The organism is Streptomyces rimosus subsp. rimosus (assembly GCF_000720725.1).
GTDB lineage: Bacteria > Actinomycetota > Actinomycetes > Streptomycetales > Streptomycetaceae > Streptomyces > Streptomyces rimosus_A.
Genome location: NZ_JOCQ01000013.1, coordinates 110,608 through 130,104 on the forward strand (window position 1 = coordinate 110,608; position 19,497 = coordinate 130,104).

The window sequence follows — 19,497 nt, forward strand, 5'->3', positions numbered from 1 at the left end:
GCGGGGCTGCCGTGCGGGGGCGGTCAGACGACCGCGCCGCCGCCCGGCAGGTCTTCCTCGTCCTCGTCGTCGTGCTTCATCCGGGCCACGAGCGTGGCGAAGCCGCCCAGGAAACCGCCGATGCCCAGCAGCGTGATCCACCACGTGACGGGCTGCTGCAACAGCACCATGAGCACCAGCAGCAGCGGCCCGCCGAGCACCGCGATCCAGGCGAACTTGGCCGTCACGTCGGCCTTGGGCAGCGGAGGCGGCTCGGGCGGTTCGAAGTGGCCCTCGTCCGTGCCGTCGAAGTCGTCGTCGGACGCTTCCTTCGCCGACCAGTCGCGCGGCCCGACGCCGGGTGCGAAGACCACGAAGCTGCCGACGGAGTCGCCGCCGGGCCGCCCCGGCGCGCCGGGGGACGGCTCGCTGCGCGGCCGTTCCTCGACCGTCAGCCCGCTGTCGTCCCCGTCCGCACGCCCCGGGCCCGCCTTCTCGGGCGGCTTTCCGCCGGCCGGCGCCGCGCCGTCCGGGCGGTCCTCGTTCGTACGGCCGCGGTCCGCGCGGTCCGTGCCCGGACCGGCGGTGCGGTCGCCGGACGGGCCGTCGGCGCTGCCGCGGTCCGTGCTGGAGACCGGCCCGTCCTCGTCGGGGAAGGCGGGCGCCTCGCCGTACCCGGCCACTATCTCGGCCCAGGCGGCTTCCTCGTCCAGCGGATCGCGGGGGTCGCGGGGGCTACGCTCCACCACTGGCGGCCGTCTCCTCACTCTCCACGCCCCCGCGCACGCTCGGCGCCAGACGGGCGATGAAGTCGTAGGTCTCCTGGCAGATCCGCTCGGCGTCGTGGTCGAGCGTGGCGACGTGGTAGCTGCGCTCCAGCAGCGTCTGCCGTACGTCCGTGGAGGACACCCGGCTCAGGATGCGCTCGGAGTCGGCGGGCGGTACGACGTGGTCCTGCGGGCTGGTCAGCACCAGCAACGGCTGGGTGACCCGGGGCAGTTCGGCGTCGACGACCCGGAAGAAGCGGCGCAGCGAGTGCGCGGCGTGCAGCGGCACCCGGGTGTAGCCCAGCTCGTGGGCGCCGGGCTTGGCGATGTCGTCGGCCACGCCCTTGGTCGTACGCACCACGTGCCGCAGCACCGGCAGCAGCGGGGCCGCCGCGTCGTGCACCTTGTTGCCCGGGTTGACCAGGACCAGGCCGCTGACGGCGGGGCCGTGCTGGGCGGCCAGCCGCAGCGCCAGCGCGCCGCCCATCGACAGGCCGCACACGAAGACCCGCTCGCACCGCCCGGTCAGTGCCCGCAGCTCGCGGTCGACCTCGGCGTACCAGTCCTGCCAGGTCGTGAGCTGCATGTCCTGCCAGCGGGTGCCGTGCCCCGGCAGCAGCGGCAGCGAGACCGTCAGGCCGCGGTCGGCCAGGTACTCGGCCCAGGGGCGCACGGACTGCGGGGAGCCGGTGAATCCGTGGCAGACGAGGACGCCGGTCGGGCCGCCGTCGCGGCGGAACGGCTCGGCTCCGGGAAGCAGCGGCACCGGGGGTCTCCGATCGGTGAGGGGCCGGGCGGCAACGGGTTGCACGGGTTACTGGAAGCGTACGCGGAGCGGCGCCGGGCGGATAGGTCCAAAGGCACCCCGTGCCCCGCCTGCCGCCGGTACGCCCCGGCCCGTACCCGGCGGGGCCGCGTTCGCCGCAGGCGGAGCGGACCTTCGAGGAGAGGGGGGCGTCGGGGCAGGTTAAGGTCTTTGCGTCGGACACAGGAGGCAGTGGGTTGATCTACGGCGCAATGAAGTTTTCCATCGGCGGATCGCTGAAGCTGGCTTTCCGTCCCTGGGTGGAGGGCCTGGAGAACATCCCCGCGACGGGACCCGCGATCCTGGCGAGCAACCATCTGTCCTTCTCGGACTCCTTCTTCCTGCCCGCGGTGCTCGACCGCAAGGTGACCTTCATCGCCAAGGCCGAGTACTTCACCTCGCCGGGCGTCAAGGGCAAGCTGACCGCCGCCTTCTTCAAGGGGGTCGGCCAGCTGCCGGTGGACCGCTCGGGCGCGCGCGGGGCGGGCGAGGCGGCGATCAAGAGCGGCATCGAGGTGCTGGAGCGCGGTGAGCTGTTCGGCATCTACCCGGAGGGCACCCGCTCGCCGGACGGCCGCCTCTACCGCGGCAAGCCGGGCGGCCTGGCCCGGGTGGCGCTGGCCACCGGCGCCCCGGTCATCCCCGTCGCGATGATCGACACGGAGAAGGTGCAGCCGCCCGGCAAGGTGATGCCGAAGATGATCCGGCCGGGCATCCGCATCGGCAAGCCGCTGGACTTCAGCCGCTACCACGGCATGGAGGGGGACCGCTTCATCCTGCGCTCGGTGACCGACGAGGTCATGTACGAGATCATGAAGCTGTCGGGCCAGGAGTACGTGGACATCTACGCGACCGCCGCGAAGCGGCAGATCGCGGAGGCGGCCAAGAAGAAGGCCGAGGCCGAAAAGGCCGAGAAGGCCGAGGCCGGGAAGACGGCCAAGACCGGCAAGGGGCAGCAGGGCCGGACCGGATCCGGGGCGTAGTCGCGCCCCGGCACAGGGGTGGGGGCGAGATGGCAGAGGCAGAGATACGGTCCGCGGCCGTGGAGGCGGCGGACCGGGGCGCCGGGCGGCCGCGGCGGCCGGTCCGGATGTCCGTGGAGCTTCCGCTGTGGCGGGCGCTGACCGGTTACCGGGTCATGACCCTGGTCTACGTCCTGGTCCTGTTCGCGTTCTCGTACAACAAGTACGCGCACCCGCCCGTCGCCGCCGCCTACATGACGGCGCTGACCGTGTGGATGGCCTTCACCTGGCGCCGTACGACCTCGGCGGAGCGCTGCACCCGCGCCTTCCTCATCGGCGATCTGTCGTTCGCGCTGGGCGGCATCCTGCTCACCCTCGTGGCGGACAGCCATGAGCGGATCATGGACGGCGCGGCGACCCTGCCCTCCATCTGGACGGCGGGCGCGGTGCTCGGCTTCGCGATCAAGGGCGGCTGGCGGTGGGCCGCGGTGGCCTCCGCGCTGGTCGCCGTGGTCAACCTGGTCGAGCGCCAGGAGCTCGCCCGCGACACCATCCACAACGTGGTGCTGGTGTGGGTGGCCAGCGTCGCCATCGGTTACGTGGTCGAGGTGGCCCGCGCCAGTGAGCGCACACTCGCCCGCGCGCTCCAGATCGAGGCCGCCACCCGCGAGCGGGAGCGGCTGGCCCGCGACATCCACGACAGCGTCCTGCAGGTCCTGGCCATGGTGCAGCGGCGTGGCACCGCGATCGGCGGCGAGGCGGCCGAGCTGGGCCGGATGGCGGGCGAGCAGGAGGTCGCGCTGCGCACGCTGGTCTCCAGCGGGCTGGTACCGCCGCCGCGTACGGCCGTCCCGGGGGCCGCGGACGACGCGGTCCGCACCCCGCAGGAGGCACTGGCCGCGCCGGTGCCGTGCGCCGAGGACGGCCCGGACGCCGGGCCCTGCGACGTACGGGCCCTGCTGGCGCCGCACGCCGGCGCGCGCGTCACGTTCTCCGAGCCCGGCGCGCCCGTCGTGCTCCCGGCCGCCGCCGCGGCGGAGCTGGCCGCCGCTGTCAGTGCCGCGTTGGACAATGTGCGGGTGCACGCGGGTGCCGGGGCACAGGCGTGGATCCTGGTGGAGGACGAGCCGGACGAGGTGATCGTGACGGTGCGCGACGACGGCCCGGGCATCCCCGAGGGGCGGCTCGCGGACGCCGAGCGCGAGGGCCGCCTCGGGGTCGCCCTGTCGATCCGCGGCCGGCTGCGCGACCTGGGCGGCAGCGCCGACTGGATCTCGGTCTCCGGCCAGGGCACGGAAGTGGAGTTGAAGGTCCCCAAGGGCGGCGCGGTGCCCGGGGGCGGGAAGCGGGGGAGGAGCACGGCATGAGCGAGGCGCGCGGCGTGAAGGTGATGGTGGTCGACGACCACCCGATGTGGCGGGACGCGGTCGCCCGCGACCTGGCCGAGGCCGGGTTCGAGGTGGTGGCCACGGCCGGGGACGGGCCGCAGGCGGTGCGCCGGGCGCAGGCCGCCGCGCCCGACGTCCTGGTGCTGGACCTGAACCTGCCGGGCCTGCCCGGCGTGGAGGTCTGCCGGCAGCTGGTGGGCGCCGGCCCGGCGCCGCGGGTGCTGGTGCTGTCCGCCAGCGGCGAGCACGCCGATGTGCTGGAGGCCGTCAAGTCCGGCGCGACGGGCTATCTGCTCAAGTCGGCCAGCACGGAGGAGCTGGTGGACGCGGTGCACCGGACGGCGGCCGGCGACCCGGTGTTCACGCCGGGCCTGGCAGGGCTGGTCCTGGGGGAGTACCGCCGGCTGGCGACCGAGCCGGCCCCGGCCGCCGAGGACGAGCCGGGCGCGCCGCGGCTGACCGAGCGGGAGACCGAGGTGCTGCGCCTGGTCGCCAAGGGCCTGTCGTACAAGCAGATCGCCGAGCGGCTGGTCATCTCGCACCGCACGGTCCAGAACCACGTGCAGAACACCCTGGGCAAGCTCCAGCTGCACAACCGCGTCGAGCTGGTGCGGTACGCGATAGAACGCGGCCTGGACGAGTCGTGACCCCGCGCCGCGGGGGGCGTGACGCCGCCCGCGCGGCGCGCGGGACACCGTACGCGCCCTGCGCCATCCGCTCGTACGAGTGAACGCTTCGCGCCAACTCCCCGGCATTTCCGGGGAATTCGCCTTCCGCCCCATCCCTGGGTGACGTGCCCCGCCATTAGCGTGACCGGCGTCGGCACAGCACGGCCGCGCGCGGCCACCGGCGGGTGCGCGGCCCCTCACGGGATGAAGGTGAAGAAGCGATGCGGGTCGGAGTACTGACCGGCGGCGGTGACTGCCCCGGTCTCAACGCGGTCATCCGGGGCGTGGTGCGCAAGGGCGTCCAGGAGTACGGCTACGGCTTCGTCGGCTTCCGGGACGGCTGGCGCGGTCCGCTGGAGGGCGACGCGGTACCGCTCGACATCCCCGCCGTACGCGGCATCCTGCCGCGCGGCGGCACGGTCCTCGGCTCCTCGCGGACCAACCCCCTCAAGCACGAGGACGGTGTCCGCCGGATCAAGGACACCCTGGCCAAGGAGGAGGTCGAGGCGCTGATCACGATCGGCGGCGAGGACACCCTCGGCGTCGCGGCGCGGCTCTCCGGCGAGTACGGCGTGCCCTGCGTCGGTGTCCCCAAGACCATCGACAACGACCTGTCCGCCACCGACTACACCTTCGGCTTCGACACCGCCGTCGGCGTCGCCACCGAGGCCATCGACCGGCTGCACACCACCGCCGAGTCGCACATGCGCGTCCTGGTGGTCGAGGTGATGGGCCGGCACGCGGGCTGGATCGCGCTGCACTCCGGGCTGGCCGGCGGCGCCAACGTCATCCTCATCCCCGAGCAGCGCTTCGACGTGGAGCAGGTCTGCGGCTGGATCGAGTCCCGCTTCAAGGTCCGCTACGCGCCGATCGTGGTGGTCGCCGAGGGCGCCATGCCCAAGGACGGCGACCTGGTCCTCAAGCACGGCACCAAGGACTCCTTCGGTCATGTGCGCCTGACCGGCGTGGGCGAGTGGCTGGCCAAGGAGATCGAGGAGCGTACGGGCAAGGAGGCCCGTACGACGGTGCTCGGCCACACCCAGCGCGGCGGCACGCCCAGCGCCTTCGACCGCTGGCTGGCCACCCGCTTCGGCCTGCACGCGATCGACGCGGTGCGCGACGGCGACTTCGGGAAGATGGTGGCGCTGCGCGGCACCGACATCGTGCGGGTGCCGCTGGCGGAGGCCACCGCGAAGCTCAAGACCGTCGACCCGAGGCTGTACGCGGAGGCCGGGGTCTTCTTCGGCTGAGCCGCCCGCCCGCCGGTACGGCGCGCCCGGCCGTGGCGACGGACGCGTGACGCCGGATGTCGCCGCGCCCGGCACGCGGACGGCCCGGCCGCGCCCGGCGCCGTATATTCGGCCGTGTCACCGCATATGCCCAAAATGCCGAAGAAGTCGGAGAAGGGGCACCGGTGACCGGACCGAGTGACCGGCAACGTCGGGAGACACCGTGGAGATCATCGCATTCGGCGTGCAGGCGGACGAGCGGCCGCTGCTGGTGAAGGCCTTCGCCGGCCGCCACCAGGTCCGCTGTCTCGACGTCTTCCTCAACCGCGACACCGCCCCCATCGCCGCGGGCTACGAGGTCGTCAGCGTCAGCGTCAACGCGGACCTGTGCGCCGAGGTGATCCAGGAGCTGTCCGCCGGCGGCACGAAGATGATCGCCCAGCGCTCCACCGGCTACAACAACATCGATCTGGAGGCCGCGGCCGACCTCGGCGTGACCGTCGGCCGGGTCTCCTCCTACTCGCCGTACTCGGTCGCGGAGTTCGCCTGGGGCCTGGCCATGGCCGTCAACCGCCGGATCGTGCGGGCCGCCAACCGCACCCGCAACTTCGACTTCCGGCTGGACGGGCTGCTCGGCCGCGATCTGCACGGCCGTACCGCGGGCGTGCTCGGCACCGGCAAGATCGGCGAGGCGTTCACCCGTATCGCGCACGGCTTCGGGATGAACCTGCTGGGCTGGGACGTCGCCGAGAACCCGCACTGCACCGCGCTGGGCATGAAATACGTCGGCCTGGACCGGCTGTTCGCCGAGTCGGACCTGATCAGCCTGCATGTGCCGCTGATGGAGTCGACCCGGCACCTGATCGACGGCGCCGCGCTGGCCGCCATGAAGGACGACGCGATCCTGGTCAACTCCAGCCGCGGCGGCCTGGTGGACACCGCGGCGCTGGTGGAGACCCTCAAGGCGGGCCGGCTCGCCGGTGTCGGCCTGGACGTCTACGAGGAGGAGGCCGGGCTCTTCTTCTTCGACAAGTCCCTGGAGGTCATCCACGACGACACCCTCGCCCGCCTGATGACCTTCGGGAACGTGCTGGTCACCTCGCACCAGGCGTACTTCACCGAGGACGCGGTCGGCCAGATCATCGACGCCACCGCACGCAACGTCGAGGACTACCTGGCCGGCCGCACCAACGAGAACACCCTCGTCACACCAGGACAGCGGCCAGCAACTGCGCGGTGATCCCCGCGCCGTCCAGGGTCAGCACCGACTCCGGGTGGAACTGCACCCCCGCGAAGCCGGGGCCGCGCAGCGCGTGGACCTCGCCGGTCGCCGCGTCCCGGCTCAGCTCGACGCGGTGCATGGCCAGTTCCGCCACCGCCGGCTCGTCGCAGCGGGCCGTGAAGGTGTTGTAGAAGCCGACCGTCTCGGGGCGGCCGAAGAAGTCGATGCGCTCCTGCGCGCCCTGGAACGGCACCTCCTTGCGCACGATCTCCAGGCCCAGCTCGGCGGCGATCAGCTCATGGCCGAGGCAGACCCCGAGCAGGCCGTGCCGGTGGCCGCGGACCAGCTCCGCCGCCAGCGCGCGCAGCAGGCGCATCTTCGGGTCGGCGGTGTCCGACGGGTCGCCGGGGCCGGGGCCGAGCACGATCGGCCCCTCGTGGGCCCGCGCCGCCTCGCGCAGCCCCGGCTCGTCGTACCGGCGCACGGTCACCGTCAGCCCGGAGGTGCGCAGCAGGTGCGCCAGCATCGCGGTGAAGGTGTCCTCCGCGTCGATCACCAGCGCGTGGCCGGACAGCGCGGCGGTCGGCGCGCTGCTCTGCATCCGCAGCCAGAAGGGGGCGAGGTCCGCGCGCCGGGCGTCCAGGGCGGCGCGCACCCGCGGGTCGTCGGCGAGCCGGGGCCGTGCGGCGGTGTCCTCGGTACGGTCCCGCGCGGGGCGCACGCCGAGCGCCGTGAGCACCCCGGCGGCCTTGGCGTGGGTCTCGGCGACCTCGCCGCGCGGGTCGGAGGCCCGTACGAGCGTGGCGCCGACCGGGACCCGCAGCCCGCCGTCCGCGTCGATGTCGGCCGTACGGATCAGGATCGGCGAGTCCAGCGTCTGCGCGCCGCCCGCGTCCCGGCCGATCAGCGCCAGCGCCCCGGCGTAGTAGCCCCGGCCGCCCACCTCGTGTCGTTCGATCACCCGGCAGGCGTTCTGCACCGGCGAGCCGACCACGGTGGCCGCGAACATCGTCTCCTTCAGCACCTCCCGCACATCCAGCGAGGAGCGGCCGCGCAGCTCGTACTCGGTGTGCGCGAGGTGCGCCATCTCCTTGAGCCGCGGCCCGACCACCACACCGCCCTTGTCGCCGACGGTGCACATCATCTTCAGCTCCTCGTCGACGACCATGGACAGCTCCTCCACCTCCTTGCGGTCGCCCAGGAACTCCAGCAGGTGCTCGGCGCTCGGGCCTCCGTCCGGGTAGCGGTAGGTGCCGCTGATCGGGTTCATCACGACCGTCCCGCCGGACATCCGCACATGCACCTCGGGGCTGGCGCCGACCAGCGTGCGCAGGCCCGGCCGGTGGACGACGTACGTCCAGTACGCGCCGCGCTCACCGGCCAGCAGCCGCCGGAACAGGGCCAGCGCGTCGGCCGTGCCGAAGCCCGGGATCTCCCCCTGGAAGGTGCGCCGGATGACGAAGTTGGCGCCCTCCCCGGTGCCGATCTCGTCCTTCAGGACCCGCTCGACGATCCCGGCGTACGCGTCGTCGCAGACGTCGAAGGCGCCGTCCTCGACCCGCACCTCGTGCATGGGCAGCTGCGCCAGCACCTCGTCCAGCGGCAGCTCGTACGCCTCGTCCGGGCGCAGCACGGCCAGCGGCGTGCCGTCGTCGCGGACGTCGAAGCCGCGCTCGCGGATCTGCCGGAACGGTACTAGTGCCAGCGCGTCGGCGGCCGCCGTGCCGCCCTCCGGCACGCCTTCCCCGAGCGGGATGTCGGCCAGCCGTGGCACCTCGGTCACCTCACCGATCAGCACCTCGACGGTGTCGGCGGCGGGCCGGCCGGGCGTGCGGCGGCGCAGCAGGGCGAACGGCGGGCAGCCGGGGGACAGCAGACGCCGCAGGACGTCATGGGTGGAGCGAGGCATGTCGGCGGTTCCTTCCAGGAGGGAGGGAACGGCCCGGACAAGCAGGAAGGCCGCCCCTCGGGCGGCCTTCGCGATGTCGGTGGGTACGCGCGATCAGTGGGCCGCCGGATGAGCGGTCCACCACCAGGCCTGGGTTGCCGGATGCGCGTACATGCGGGTCACCCTACCCGACGCGCTCCGGGAGCGCCGCGAGAAAGGCGGTCAGGGCGGCGTTGAAGGTGTCCGGCTGCTCCAGGTTGGGCAGGTGGGCGGCGTCCTCGATGACCGCGAGGCGGGCGTCCGGAATGCGGTCCCGCAGGAACTCGGCGTCGGCGACCGGCGTATATGTGTCGTCGCGGCCGACAACGACCAGGGCCGGGACGGCGAGGCCGGCCAACGTAGCGGTGTAATCCGGGCGTTCGGCGCGGCCCCGCTGTGCCGCGGCGGCGCCCTCGGGCGGCGTGCCGCGCATCATCCGGCGTACGTGCTCCGCCACCGCGGGACGGTCGGCGATGGTGCGCGGCGCGATCATCTTGTCCAGGACCTCTTCCGTGTAGCCGCCCATGCCCTCGCACAGCAGCCGGTCGGCCATGGCGTTGCGGGCGCGGCGGCCCTCGGGTGTCTCGGCGTGGGCGAAGGTGTCCGCGAGGACGAGGGCGCGCAGCCGGTGGGGGAAGCGGCGGGCGCACTCCATGACGATCTGGCCGCCCATCGACAGGCCGCCGAGGACGATCCGCTCCGACACCCCCAGGTGGTCCAGGAGCGCGGCGAGGTCGGCCGCGAAGACCTCCAGGCGGGTGGTGCCCGGCACGACCTGGGAAGCGCCGTAGCCGCGCAGGTCGGGGACGATCACGCGGTGGCCGGCGGCGGCCAGGGCGGCGGTCTGCGGGGCCCACATGGTGTGGTCGAAGGGGTTCCCGTGGACGAGGAGGACGGTCGCGCCGTCCGTGCCGCCGGTGTCCTCGTAGGTGAGAGTGATGCCGTTGACGGCAGCGGTACGCAGCACAACTTGCCCCTGTTCGATGAAAGTTCAGTGGAACTCGGCCGGTGGCCTGTTGACGGCCCGATGCTATGAGGCGCATCATCTCGGTGCAATAAAAACATTGCTCTCGGTGCAATTGCTCTGACGGAAGAGGAGGATCGGTGGAGGACTACCAGCGCATCGCCGACGCCGTCGCGGCCGACATCGCCGCCGGGCGGCTGCGCCCCGGCGACCGGCTCGCCACCCAGCGCGCCTTCGCCCGCGCCCACGGCATCGCCAACTCCACCGCCTCCCGCGTCTACCGGGAGCTGGTCCGCCGGGGGCTGACCGTCGGCGAGGTCGGCCGCGGCACCTACGTACGCGCCGCGCAGCACAGCCCCGGGCCCGCGCTGGCCGAGCCCGCCGACCCGGCCCGCCGCCCCCGTGTCAACCTCGAACTGAACTACCCCGAGGCCCCCGGGCAGGCCGGCCTCCTCGCCCAGGGCCTGGCGCCCCTGCTGCGCCCCGACGTGCTGAGCGCCGCGCTGACGGTCGCCCCCGCCACCGGCTCCCCGGCCGCCCGCGAAGCCTGCGCCGCCCTCCTGGCCCGCGCGGACTTCCGGCCCGACCCGGACGGCCTGCTGTTCGCGGGCAACGGGCGCCAGGCCATCGCGGGCGCGCTCGCCGCGCTGGTGCCGCGCGGCGGGCGCCTGGGCGTCGAAGCGCTCACGTATCCGCTGGTCAAGTCGGTCGCCGCCCGGCTGGGCGTCACTCTCGTACCGCTGGCCGGTGACGCGTACGGCCTGCTGCCCGACGCCGTACGGACCGCCCACCGCAGCGCCCCGCTGCACGCCGTCTACCTCCAGCCGACGCTGCACAACCCGCTCGGCGTGACCATGCCGGCCGAGCGCCGGGCCGAGCTGGCCGGCACCCTCCGCGCGCTGGACCTGTGGGCCGTCGAGGACGCCGTCTGGTCCTTCCTGCTGGACGACGACCGGCAGGAAGGCCTCCCGCCGCTGGCCGCGCTCGCCCCCGAGCGCACACTCCTGGTCGACAGCCTCTCCAAGCGCCTGTCGCCCGGCCTGACCGTCGGCCTGGTCCTGGCGCCGCCCGCATACGCCGAGCGGGTCGCCGCCGCCCTGCGCTCCGGCGGCTGGACGGCCGGCGCCTTCGCCCTGAACGCGGCGGTCCGCTGGCTGCACGACGGCGTGGTCGCCACGATCGTGGAGGCCAAGCGCCGGGACGCCGCCGCCCGGCAGGCCCTGGTCCGCGAGCACCTCGCCGGATTCCGTGTCCATGCCGACCCGTCCGCCTACTTCGCCTGGTGGGAGCTGCCCGCGCCGTGGCGCGCCGAGACCTTCCTCGCGGCCGCCGCCCGGCGCGGCATCGCCGTCACCCCGGGCGCCGCCTTTGCCGTCGGCCCGGAGGGCGCGCACGGCGCCGCCCCCGCCCCGGGCGCCGTCCGCGTCGCCCTCGCCGCCCCGCCCGCCGACGAGCTGGCGTACGCGCTGGCCGCGCTCGCCGCCATCGCCCGGGGCAACCCGGAGGACTCCGAACCGGACTGAGCGCCCCTGACCGCGTCCGCGGCAGTGGGAGCTTCGTCTCACATCCCGGTCGGCGAGATGGACCCCTGTCCGGACCCCGTAAAGTTTGACGCGTGACCGTGAACGCTGAAATCCACGCCGGTGGCAACACCTGGCGAGACCTGCCCGCGGCGCAGCAGCCCGAATGGCCGGACCAAGAGGCTCTGCGCGATGTGATCGCCGAGCTGGAGTCCTATCCGCCGCTCGTCTTCGCCGGCGAGTGCGACCAGCTGCGCGAGCGCCTGGGAGCGGTCGCCCGGGGTGAGGCGTTCCTGCTCCAGGGCGGCGACTGCGCGGAGGCGTTCGACGCCGTCTCGGCCGAGCACATCCGCAACAAGCTCAAGACCCTGCTCCAGATGGGCGCGGTCCTCACGTACGCCGGGTCGGTCCCGGTCGTCAAGGTGGGCCGGATCGCCGGCCAGTACAGCAAGCCGCGCTCCAAGCCGACCGAGACCCGCGACGGCGTGACGCTGCCGACCTACCGCGGCGACTCCGTCAACGGCTTCGAGTTCACCGAGGCGGCCCGCGTCCCGGACCCGCAGCGCCTGAAGCGGATGTACCACGCCTCCGCCGCGACGCTGAACCTGGTGCGCGCCTTCACCACCGGCGGCTACGCCGACCTGCGCCAGGTGCACGCCTGGAACCAGGACTTCGTGAAGTCCTCCCCGTCCGGGCAGCGTTACGAGGCGCTGGCGCGCGAGATCGACCGCGCGCTGAACTTCATGAACGCCTGCGGGGTGGACCCGGAGGAGTTCAAGACGGTGGAGTTCTACTCCTCCCACGAGGCGCTCGTGCTGGACTACGAGTCCGCGCTGACCCGTACGGACTCCCGCACCGGCAAGCTCTACGACGTCTCCGGCCACATGGTCTGGATCGGTGAGCGCACCCGCCAACTGGACGGCGCGCACATCGAGTTCGCCTCCCGCATCCGCAACCCGATCGGCGTCAAGCTGGGCCCGACGACGACCGCCGAGGACGCGCTCACCCTCATCGAGCGCCTGGACCCGGAGCGCGAGCCGGGCCGGCTGACCTTCATCACCCGCATGGGCGCGGACAAGATCCGCGACAAGCTGCCCGAGCTGGTCGAGAAGGTCACCGCCTCCGGCGCCAAGGTCGCCTGGATCTGCGACCCGATGCACGGCAACACCTTCGAGGCCGCCTCCGGTCACAAGACCCGGCGCTTCGACGACGTGCTGGACGAGGTCAAGGGCTTCTTCGAGGTGCACAAGGGCCTCGGCACCCACCCGGGCGGCATCCACGTGGAGCTGACCGGCGACGATGTCACCGAGTGCGTCGGCGGCGGCGACGAAATCTTCGTCGACGACCTCCACCAGCGCTACGAGACCGCCTGCGACCCGCGGCTCAACCGCAGCCAGTCGCTGGACCTGGCGTTCCTGGTGGCGGAGATGTACCGGGACCAGTAGCCCGGCCGGGCCCGGTGGGCCCCGTGGACACCCGATGGGGCGCGGATCACAGGATTCGCGCCCCATCGCCGTTGTTACCGGACTTTCGTCCCGGGTAAGGTAAGGGTAACCTCACCGCGGAACAGGTCGACGGAGGTGACCCGCGTGTACGTCTGCTCGTGCTTCGGCATCACGGAGCAGCAAGTCCGTGACCACGCGGAATCCGGCGCCTGCACCCCGCGCCAGATAGCCTCCGCCTGCAAGGCCGGCACCGACTGCGGCGGCTGCGTGCGCCGCATCCAGGCGCTGCTCGGGCGCGGCGCGTGCCCCCGGCGCGAGCTGATCGACCAGGGCGCGCCGCAGCCGCTGGGTGCCGAGGTGCCCGAGCTGCCGGCCGCCGGGGCGCGCGACACCTACGGCACGACGCCCGGCGCGATCCCGGGTGCTGCCCCGGACGCGGTGCCCGACGCCCTGCCCGAAGCGGCCTGACCTCGGCCCGGACCGGCCGGCGACCTTGCAGGAACGGTTTGCAGGAACGGTTTGCCGGAGCGGCTCAGCTGTCCGGCTGCTCGATGACCTGGGCGATGTACAGCGGCTCGCCCAGCTTCTCCACCAGATCGAGCTGGGTGTCCAGATAGTCGATGTGGTGCTCCTCGTCGGCCAGGATGCTCTCGAAGATGTTGGCCGACGTGATGTCCCCCTTGGCCCGCATCAGCTCGATGCCCCGCTTGAGGCGGTCGATCGCCTCCACCTCGATCTGCCGGTCCGCCTGGAACATCTCGGTGACCGTCTGCCCCACCCGGACGTGGAAGAGTCGCTGATAATTGGGCAGCCCGTCCAGGAAGAGAATGCGGTCCGTGAGGATCTCCGCGTGCTTCATCTCGTCGAACGACTCGTGCCGGGTGTACTTGGCCAGCTTGTGCCAGCCGTTGTTCTCCTGCATCTTCGCGTGCAGGAAGTACTGATTGATCGCGGTCAGCTCGGCGGTCAGCTGCTCGTTGAGGAATTCGATGACCTCGGGGTCGCCCTGCATGGCAGCGGGCTCCTTCCACGCGAGTACTGGCAGGTGCCGCGCATCCTTGCACCGTCGTGAGCTGGGCGTCCAGTAAGTGCACGCTTAGTGCGAGTTGCCCGAATCGCTGCCGCCCTGGTCATCGGCACCCCCGAGGGTCTGACACCATGGGGAGCATGGGTCAGCCCGAAAGCCGCGAAGCGGAGCATCCTCAGCTGCCTCCGGGGCAGCGACTGCAACGGGGATGGCCGGTCACGCATTACGGCCCGGTGCCGAAATTCCGGCCGGAACGCTGGGAGTTCCGGGCTTTCGGCGCCACCGCGGACGGCGGCAAGCACTGCTGGACGCACGAGGAATTCTCGGCGCTGCCCTATACGACCGTGGTCGCCGACATGCACTGCGTCACGAAGTTCAGCATGCTCGGCGCCGAATGGGGCGGCGTGTCCACCCGCACCGTCCTCGACCTCGCGCCGCCGGCCCCGGATGTCACCCATGTGATGGTGTGGGCCGAGTACGGATTCAGTTCGAACCTGAAACTGGCCGATTTCGCCGACGCCAAGTCGCTGTTCGCCACCCACCGCTCGGGCGAGCCGCTCACCGCCGAGCACGGCTTCCCGGTCCGGCTGATCGTCCCGCACCTGTACGCCTGGAAAGGGCCCAAATGGGTGCGCGGCATCGAGTACATGACGGCCGACCGCCGCGGCTTCTGGGAGGAGCGCGGCTACCACAACCTCGGTGACCCGTGGCGCGAGCAGCGCTACTCGTACCAGGAGGAACCGGGGGACGGGCCGGAGCTGTAGCGCGTCCGGGGCCGCCGGAAAGGGCCCGGGGAACGGCCGGAATCCGGGCGGCGCTCAGTGGTACCGGTGTGCTACGGCGTGTCCCTTGCCGCGGGAGATCATCCACCGGTTCACCGGCGTGGTCACGACGAACGCCAGGGCCAGTGACAGTGCCAGCGTCCACCAGAACAGGACGTCGGACAGCGCCGCGTCCAGCGCCCCCGGGATCAGCGCGATCACCCCGTTGTCGATCAGCTCCATGACCGCGATGGACAGGGTGTCGGCGGCCAGCGCGACCCGTACGGCGGCCCGCAGGCCCAGTCCGGAGCCGAGCACGCCGCGCAGCGTGAGGGTGTAGCCGAAGGCGAAGGCGAGCACCACCGCGAGCACCATCGTCGGGGCGTTGTGCCAGCTCAGAGCCGTACCGACGACCATGCCCAGGATCTCGCCGAGGGCGCAGCCGGTCAGGCAGTGCAGCGTCGCGCGGGCCGCGGCGCCCCAGCCGGACGCCGCGTGCCCGCCGTGCTCGTGCTCTTCGGGTGCCTGGTGCATCGGTACGCCCAGGCTGCCACCTCAGGCCGGGCGGCGCAGGTCCTTCAGGCGCGCCACGTCCGCCGCGTGGCCCTCCTTGCCGCCCGGCGTCTCGATCACCAGCGGCACGCCCTGCGTGGCCGGGTGCCGGAACAGCTCGCCGAACGGTTCGGCACCGATGTGCCCGGAGCCGATGTTCTCGTGGCGGTCCTTGTGGGCCCCCACGACGTCCTTGGAGTCGTTGGCGTGGATCAGTTTCAGCCGCCCCTCGCCCACCGTGTCGACCAGCTCGTCCAGCAGCGCCTTCGTCCCGCCGGGCGCCGCCATGTCGTGCCCGGCCGCGAAGGCGTGGCAGGTGTCCAGGCACACGCCCAGCTTCGGGTGCCGGTCCAGCGCGTCGAAGTACGGGCCCAGGTCCTCGGCCAGCGCGCACAGCGACGCGCCCTGGCCCGCCGTCGGCTCCAGCAGCAACCACGGGTCGTCGTCGTGCGTCAGCTCGTCCAGCAGCGGGCGCACCCGCTCGCGTACCTGCGCCAGCGCCTCCGCGCGCGGGCGCCCGCCGGTCGCCGAGCCGGTGTGCACCACCACGCCCAGCGCGCCGATCGCCCGGCCGCGCAGCAGCGAGTGGCGCAGCGAGACCACGGACTTCTCGACCGTCTCCGCGTTGTGCGAGCCAAAATTGATCAGGTAGGGCGCGTGCACGTACGCCGGGACCGCCTCCTGCTCGCACGCCTCCCGGAACGCCTCGTCCTGCTGCGGGACACCGGCCGGGGTGGCCCAGCCGCGCGGGTTGGCGACGAAGACCTGCACGGCCTCGCCGCCGATGTCACGGGCGTACGGGATACCGACCTTGGCCAGGCCGCCGGCCACCGGCACATGGCTGCCGACCGGGTTGCGCTCACGGGCGTGCTGCGGGGAGAGGGAAGTGCTCACCCGTCAAGGGTGCCAGGCGCACGGGGCCCGTCCGGCGCGCGGACGGGCGTCCTTGCTCACAGTGGGTGCTCACGGTGGGCGCGCGGCGCTGTCGCGGCCGGCCTCGCGCCCGCGCCCACCCCGGTGGCTACAACGCGCTCTCCAGCCGGATCGTGATCTTGCTGCCCTTGGCCGCCTGCTCGCCGCCCGCCACCGACTGGCTCTCGACCTTGTCCCGCGGGAACAGGAACGGCTTCTTGACCTCGACCTCGAAGCCCGCGCCGGTCAGCGCCCGCTTGGCCTCGTCGGTGCTCTTGCCCGTCACGTCGGGGACGGCGACCATCTCCGGGCCCGAGGAGAGCGTGAGGGTGACGGTGTCGCCCTTGCCCTGCTTGCTGCCCTGGCCCGGCGACTGCCGGGCGACCTTGCCCGCCTCCTGCGGCGAGTGCACCGCACCGTCCGCGATCTTCACGTCGAAGCCCGCGCCGCGCAGCGTGGCCTCGGCGTCCGCCCGGTCCCGGCCGGTCACGTCCGGCACGTCCACCGCGGAGCCCCGGCTGACGGTCAGCGCGACGGCGGTGTCCGGGCGGCGCTTGCTGCCCGCCGCCGGGTCGGTGCCGATCACCGAACCCTTGGCGACCTCGTCGGAGAACTCCTTGTGCACCGTGCCGGCTATCAGTCCCAGGTCGCGCAGCTTGCGCTTGGCGTCGGCGACCGGCGTGCCCGCCAGATCGGGCACCTGGACGATCTCCGGGCCCTTGGACAGGGTGATGGTGACCGTGCCCGTACCGCGGATGCGCTTGCCGTTCTCCGGGTCGGTGGCCATGACGTGGCCGCGCTCCACGTTCGGGCTGAAGGCGTGCTTCACCTGCACGTCCAGGCCCTCGGCCCGCAGCGTCTTCTCCGCCTTGGCCTGCGTCATGTCCAGGACGGCCGGGACGGTGGTGAACTGCCCGGAGTTGATGTACCAGACGCCCGCGCCCACCCCGAGGACGAGCAGCACGGCGGCCACCACCGACACCGTCTTGCGCCGGGCCCGCAGCAGCCCGGCCACCGCCCCGGACCGGGCCGGGGCCGCCGGCCGCAGCCGGGTGGTCTGCTCGGCCGCCGAAGCGGGCTCCGCCGGCGGCAGCTCCAGCCGGCTGGTGCGGTTCAGCGGCTCCTCGCCCGGCTGCGGCTCTTGCAGCGGCAGCGGCGGCTGTACGGCGACGGGGCGCGGCAGCACGCTCGTACGGTCCTCGGAGCCCGCGACGGAGCCTGCGGCGGCACCGCTCTCCGGTACCTCCTTGGCCTGCGGCGGCACCGCGTCCAGCTGCGCGTCGGTCAGGTCGGCGCGGGCCGTGCGGGCCTGCGCGAGCAGCGTCACCGCGTCCTGCGGGCGCAGCTCGGGGCGGCGCGCGGTGGCCGCGGCGACCAGGTCGTCCAGCTGCGGTGCCAGCTCCGGCGCGTACATGGACGGCGGTGGCACATCCTCGTGCAGGTGCTGGTAGAGGACCTGGGCCGCGCTGCCGCCGCTGTGCGGCTTGCCACCGGTCAGCATCTCGAAGAGCACGACACCGCAGGCGTACACGTCCGCGGGCGGGCCCGCGCTGCCCTCCTCGATCTGCTCGGGCGCCAGGTAGGAGACCGTGCCCAGGACCGAGCCGGTCGAGGCGGTGGTGTTCGTGCCCACGGTCCGTACGAGTCCGAAGTCGGCGACCTTGACCCGGCCGTCGTCGCCGATCAGTACGTTCTCCGGCTTCATGTCGCGGTGCACCAGCCCGGCCCGGTGGGCGGCGCCCAGCGCGGCCAGCATCGGCTCCAGGATGTCCAGCGCGGCGCGCGGCTGGAGGGCGCCGCGCTCGCGCAGCACGTCGCGCAGCGTGCAGCCCGCGACGTACTCCATGGCCAGGTACACGTACGTACCGTCCGTGCCCTGGTCGTACACGCCGACGACATTGGGGTGGTCGAGGCGGGCCGCGGACTTCGCCTCGCGGATGAAGCGGTCGACGAACGCGGCGTCGGACGCCAGCGACGGGTGCATCACCTTCAGGGCGAGCACCCGGTCCAGCCGGGTGTCCATGGCCCGGTAGACCGTGGCCATGCCGCCGGCGGCGATGCGCGCCTGCACCTGGTAGCGGTCGTCGAGCAGCTGCCCGACCAGGGGGTCCTGAAGGGTCGTATCCACGGCAGAGGAGTCTACGAGCCGCTGCTGTGACCGCCCACGCCCCGCCCGCGACCAGCGCCTTTCTGCGACCGAACGGTGACAGGGGCGGGGCGCCGGCCGGGCCGGGACGCGCCGGATGTCCGTTTCGCCGGGCGTGGACGCCGCCCGCCGCTCCTCGGACGGCGCGCCCCGCCGCAGTACCTCAGAAGGCGGGCCGCTCCGGGTCCAGCGCGGCGACGCCCTCGGTGGGCGAGGACGCCTCCGCGTAGTGGCGGCGCGGGATGCGCCCCGCCCGGTACGCCAGCCGGCCGGCCTCGACCGCGTGCCGCATGCCCTCCGCCATCAGGACGGGCTCCTGCGCGCGCGTCACCGCGGTTGCCAGCATCACCCCGGCACAGCCCAGTTCCATGGCGAGCGCCGCGTCCGAGGCGGTGCCCGCGCCCGCGTCCAGGATCACCGGGACCCCGGCCCGCTCGGTGATCAGCTGGAAGTTGTGCGGGTTGCGGATGCCGAGGCCGGAGCCGATGGGGGCACCCAGCGGCATGATCGCCGCGCAGCCCACGTCCTCCAGCTTGCGGGCCAGCACGGGGTCGTCGTTGGTGTACGGCAGGACGGTGAAGCCGTCGTCCACCAGGGTCTCGGCGGCCTCCAGCAGCTCGATGGGGTCGGGCAGCAGCGTGCGCTCGTCGGCGACCACCTCCACCTTGATCCAGTCGGTGCCCAGCGCCTCGCGTGCCAGCCGGGCGGTCAGCACGGCCTCACCGGCGGTGAAGCAGCCGGCGGTGTTCGGCAGGACGCGGATGCCGTGCCGCTCCAGTACGGACAGCACCGAGCCCTGCACGGTCGGGTCCAGGCGGCGCATGGCGACCGTCGTCAGCTCCGTACCGGAGGCGAGCAGCGCCCGCTCCAGGATGTCCAGGCTGGGCGCCCCGCCCGTCCCCATGATCAGACGGGAGTCGAAGGTGGTGTCGGCGATGGTGAAGAGATCGTCGGCCATGTCCGCGGATCAGCCTCCCTGGACTGCGGTGAGGACCTCGACGCGGTCGCCGTCGCCGAGCGGGGTGGCGGGCCACTGGCCGCGCGGCACCACCGTCTCGTTGACGGCGGCGGCCACGCCGCTGGAGGCCGTGGTGAGACCGGCGACGAGCCGGTCCAGGGTGAGCCCGCCGGGGACCTCGCGGGGCTCGCCGTTCACGGAGACGCTGATGGACGTGCTGACGGTCATGCGGGTTGCTCCTGAGGGGCGGGGGCGGGGGCGGGGG

Annotated in this window: 19 protein-coding genes; 9 read left to right on the forward strand and 10 right to left on the reverse strand. The window is 73.0% G+C overall.

Annotation, left to right across the window (positions count from 1 at the left end; genetic code table 11):
• Positions 1-23 precede the first annotated feature (23 nt).
• Complete coding sequence (locus IH45_RS0109860; protein WP_030664582.1) at positions 24-728, reverse strand: hypothetical protein; 705 nt, start codon at positions 726-728, stop codon at positions 24-26.
• The gene (locus IH45_RS0109865) at positions 715-1,512 is read right to left on the reverse strand and encodes an alpha/beta hydrolase (protein ID WP_030664584.1); all 798 of its coding nucleotides are present in this window, start codon (positions 1,510-1,512) and stop codon (positions 715-717) included. Before IH45_RS0109865 ends, IH45_RS0109860 begins: the two co-directional genes overlap by 14 nt.
• 236 nt (positions 1,513-1,748) lie before the next feature.
• Here IH45_RS0109865 and IH45_RS0109870 point away from each other — a divergent pair, with 236 nt between their 5' ends.
• From IH45_RS0109870 to IH45_RS0109895, 5 genes are all read left to right on the forward strand, one after another.
• A complete protein-coding gene (locus tag IH45_RS0109870) occupies positions 1,749-2,534 on the forward strand; it encodes a lysophospholipid acyltransferase family protein (protein ID WP_030664586.1) in 786 nt (261 codons plus the stop codon).
• 107 nt (positions 2,535-2,641) lie between these two features.
• Positions 2,642-3,880, forward strand: a complete 1,239-nt coding sequence (gene macS / locus IH45_RS0109875) for a MacS family sensor histidine kinase (RefSeq protein ID WP_032917107.1) — start codon at positions 2,642-2,644, stop codon at positions 3,878-3,880.
• Complete coding sequence (locus IH45_RS0109880) at positions 3,877-4,548, forward strand: response regulator (RefSeq protein WP_030664591.1); 672 nt, start codon at positions 3,877-3,879, stop codon at positions 4,546-4,548. The genes macS and IH45_RS0109880 overlap by 4 nt, the downstream gene beginning before the upstream one ends.
• A gap of 242 nt (positions 4,549-4,790) precedes the next feature.
• Positions 4,791-5,819, forward strand: coding sequence for a 6-phosphofructokinase (locus IH45_RS0109890; protein WP_030664593.1), 1,029 nt, complete (start codon positions 4,791-4,793; stop codon positions 5,817-5,819).
• 202 nt (positions 5,820-6,021) lie between these two features.
• A complete protein-coding gene (locus IH45_RS0109895) occupies positions 6,022-7,038 on the forward strand; it encodes a 2-hydroxyacid dehydrogenase (protein WP_030664596.1) in 1,017 nt (338 codons plus the stop codon).
• Here the strand turns inward: IH45_RS0109895 and IH45_RS0109900 are convergent.
• Positions 7,004-8,929, reverse strand: coding sequence for an anthranilate synthase family protein (locus IH45_RS0109900; RefSeq protein WP_030664599.1), 1,926 nt, complete (start codon positions 8,927-8,929; stop codon positions 7,004-7,006). The genes IH45_RS0109895 and IH45_RS0109900 overlap by 35 nt on opposite strands.
• Positions 8,930-9,092: 163 nt before the next feature.
• Positions 9,093-9,914 carry an alpha/beta fold hydrolase gene (locus tag IH45_RS0109905; protein ID WP_030664603.1) on the reverse strand — a complete coding sequence of 274 codons (822 nt, stop codon included), beginning with the start codon at positions 9,912-9,914 and terminating at the stop codon, positions 9,093-9,095.
• 137 nt (positions 9,915-10,051) lie between these two features.
• On the opposite strand from IH45_RS0109905, the gene IH45_RS0109910 reads away from it, so the two are divergent.
• The 3 genes from IH45_RS0109910 to IH45_RS01000000143415 all read left to right on the forward strand — a co-directional run bounded on the left by IH45_RS0109910 (position 10,052) and on the right by IH45_RS01000000143415 (position 13,344).
• Positions 10,052-11,434: an aminotransferase-like domain-containing protein gene (locus IH45_RS0109910; RefSeq protein WP_030664606.1), complete on the forward strand. Its 1,383-nt coding sequence runs from the start codon at positions 10,052-10,054 to the stop codon at positions 11,432-11,434.
• A 92-nt stretch (positions 11,435-11,526) separates the two neighbouring features.
• Positions 11,527-12,876, forward strand: a complete 1,350-nt coding sequence (locus IH45_RS0109915) for a class II 3-deoxy-7-phosphoheptulonate synthase (RefSeq protein ID WP_030664609.1) — start codon at positions 11,527-11,529, stop codon at positions 12,874-12,876.
• A 144-nt stretch (positions 12,877-13,020) separates the two neighbouring features.
• Positions 13,021-13,344 (forward strand): (2Fe-2S)-binding protein, encoded by a 324-nt coding sequence (locus tag IH45_RS01000000143415; protein ID WP_032917108.1) that lies wholly within the window; start codon positions 13,021-13,023, stop codon positions 13,342-13,344.
• Positions 13,345-13,408: 64 nt separating this feature from the next.
• On the opposite strand, the gene bfr is transcribed toward IH45_RS01000000143415, so the two are convergent.
• Positions 13,409-13,888, reverse strand: a complete 480-nt coding sequence (gene bfr / locus IH45_RS0109925) for a bacterioferritin (RefSeq protein WP_030664614.1) — start codon at positions 13,886-13,888, stop codon at positions 13,409-13,411.
• A gap of 155 nt (positions 13,889-14,043) precedes the next feature.
• Between bfr and IH45_RS0109930 the strand changes: the two genes are divergently transcribed.
• Positions 14,044-14,667, forward strand: coding sequence for a sulfite oxidase-like oxidoreductase (locus IH45_RS0109930; protein WP_030664617.1), 624 nt, complete (start codon positions 14,044-14,046; stop codon positions 14,665-14,667).
• Positions 14,668-14,721: 54 nt separating this feature from the next.
• Here the strand turns inward: IH45_RS0109930 and IH45_RS0109935 are convergent, their stop codons facing one another.
• The 5 genes from IH45_RS0109935 to thiS form a co-directional block, all read right to left on the reverse strand.
• The gene (locus IH45_RS0109935; protein ID WP_030664620.1) at positions 14,722-15,198 is read right to left on the reverse strand and encodes a DUF4396 domain-containing protein; all 477 of its coding nucleotides are present in this window, start codon (positions 15,196-15,198) and stop codon (positions 14,722-14,724) included.
• 21 nt (positions 15,199-15,219) lie between these two features.
• Entirely contained in the window at positions 15,220-16,110 is an 891-nt protein-coding gene (locus IH45_RS0109940) for a deoxyribonuclease IV (protein ID WP_050514689.1), read from the reverse strand.
• A gap of 127 nt (positions 16,111-16,237) precedes the next feature.
• Positions 16,238-18,256: a Stk1 family PASTA domain-containing Ser/Thr kinase gene (gene pknB / locus IH45_RS0109945; protein ID WP_030664627.1), complete on the reverse strand. Its 2,019-nt coding sequence runs from the start codon at positions 18,254-18,256 to the stop codon at positions 16,238-16,240.
• Positions 18,257-18,437: 181 nt separating this feature from the next.
• Complete coding sequence (locus tag IH45_RS0109950) at positions 18,438-19,232, reverse strand: thiazole synthase (protein WP_030664638.1); 795 nt, start codon at positions 19,230-19,232, stop codon at positions 18,438-18,440.
• 9 nt (positions 19,233-19,241) lie between these two features.
• Positions 19,242-19,460 (reverse strand): sulfur carrier protein ThiS, encoded by a 219-nt coding sequence (gene thiS, locus IH45_RS0109955; protein ID WP_003983716.1) that lies wholly within the window; start codon positions 19,458-19,460, stop codon positions 19,242-19,244.
• Between the last annotated feature and the right edge of the window lie 37 nt (positions 19,461-19,497).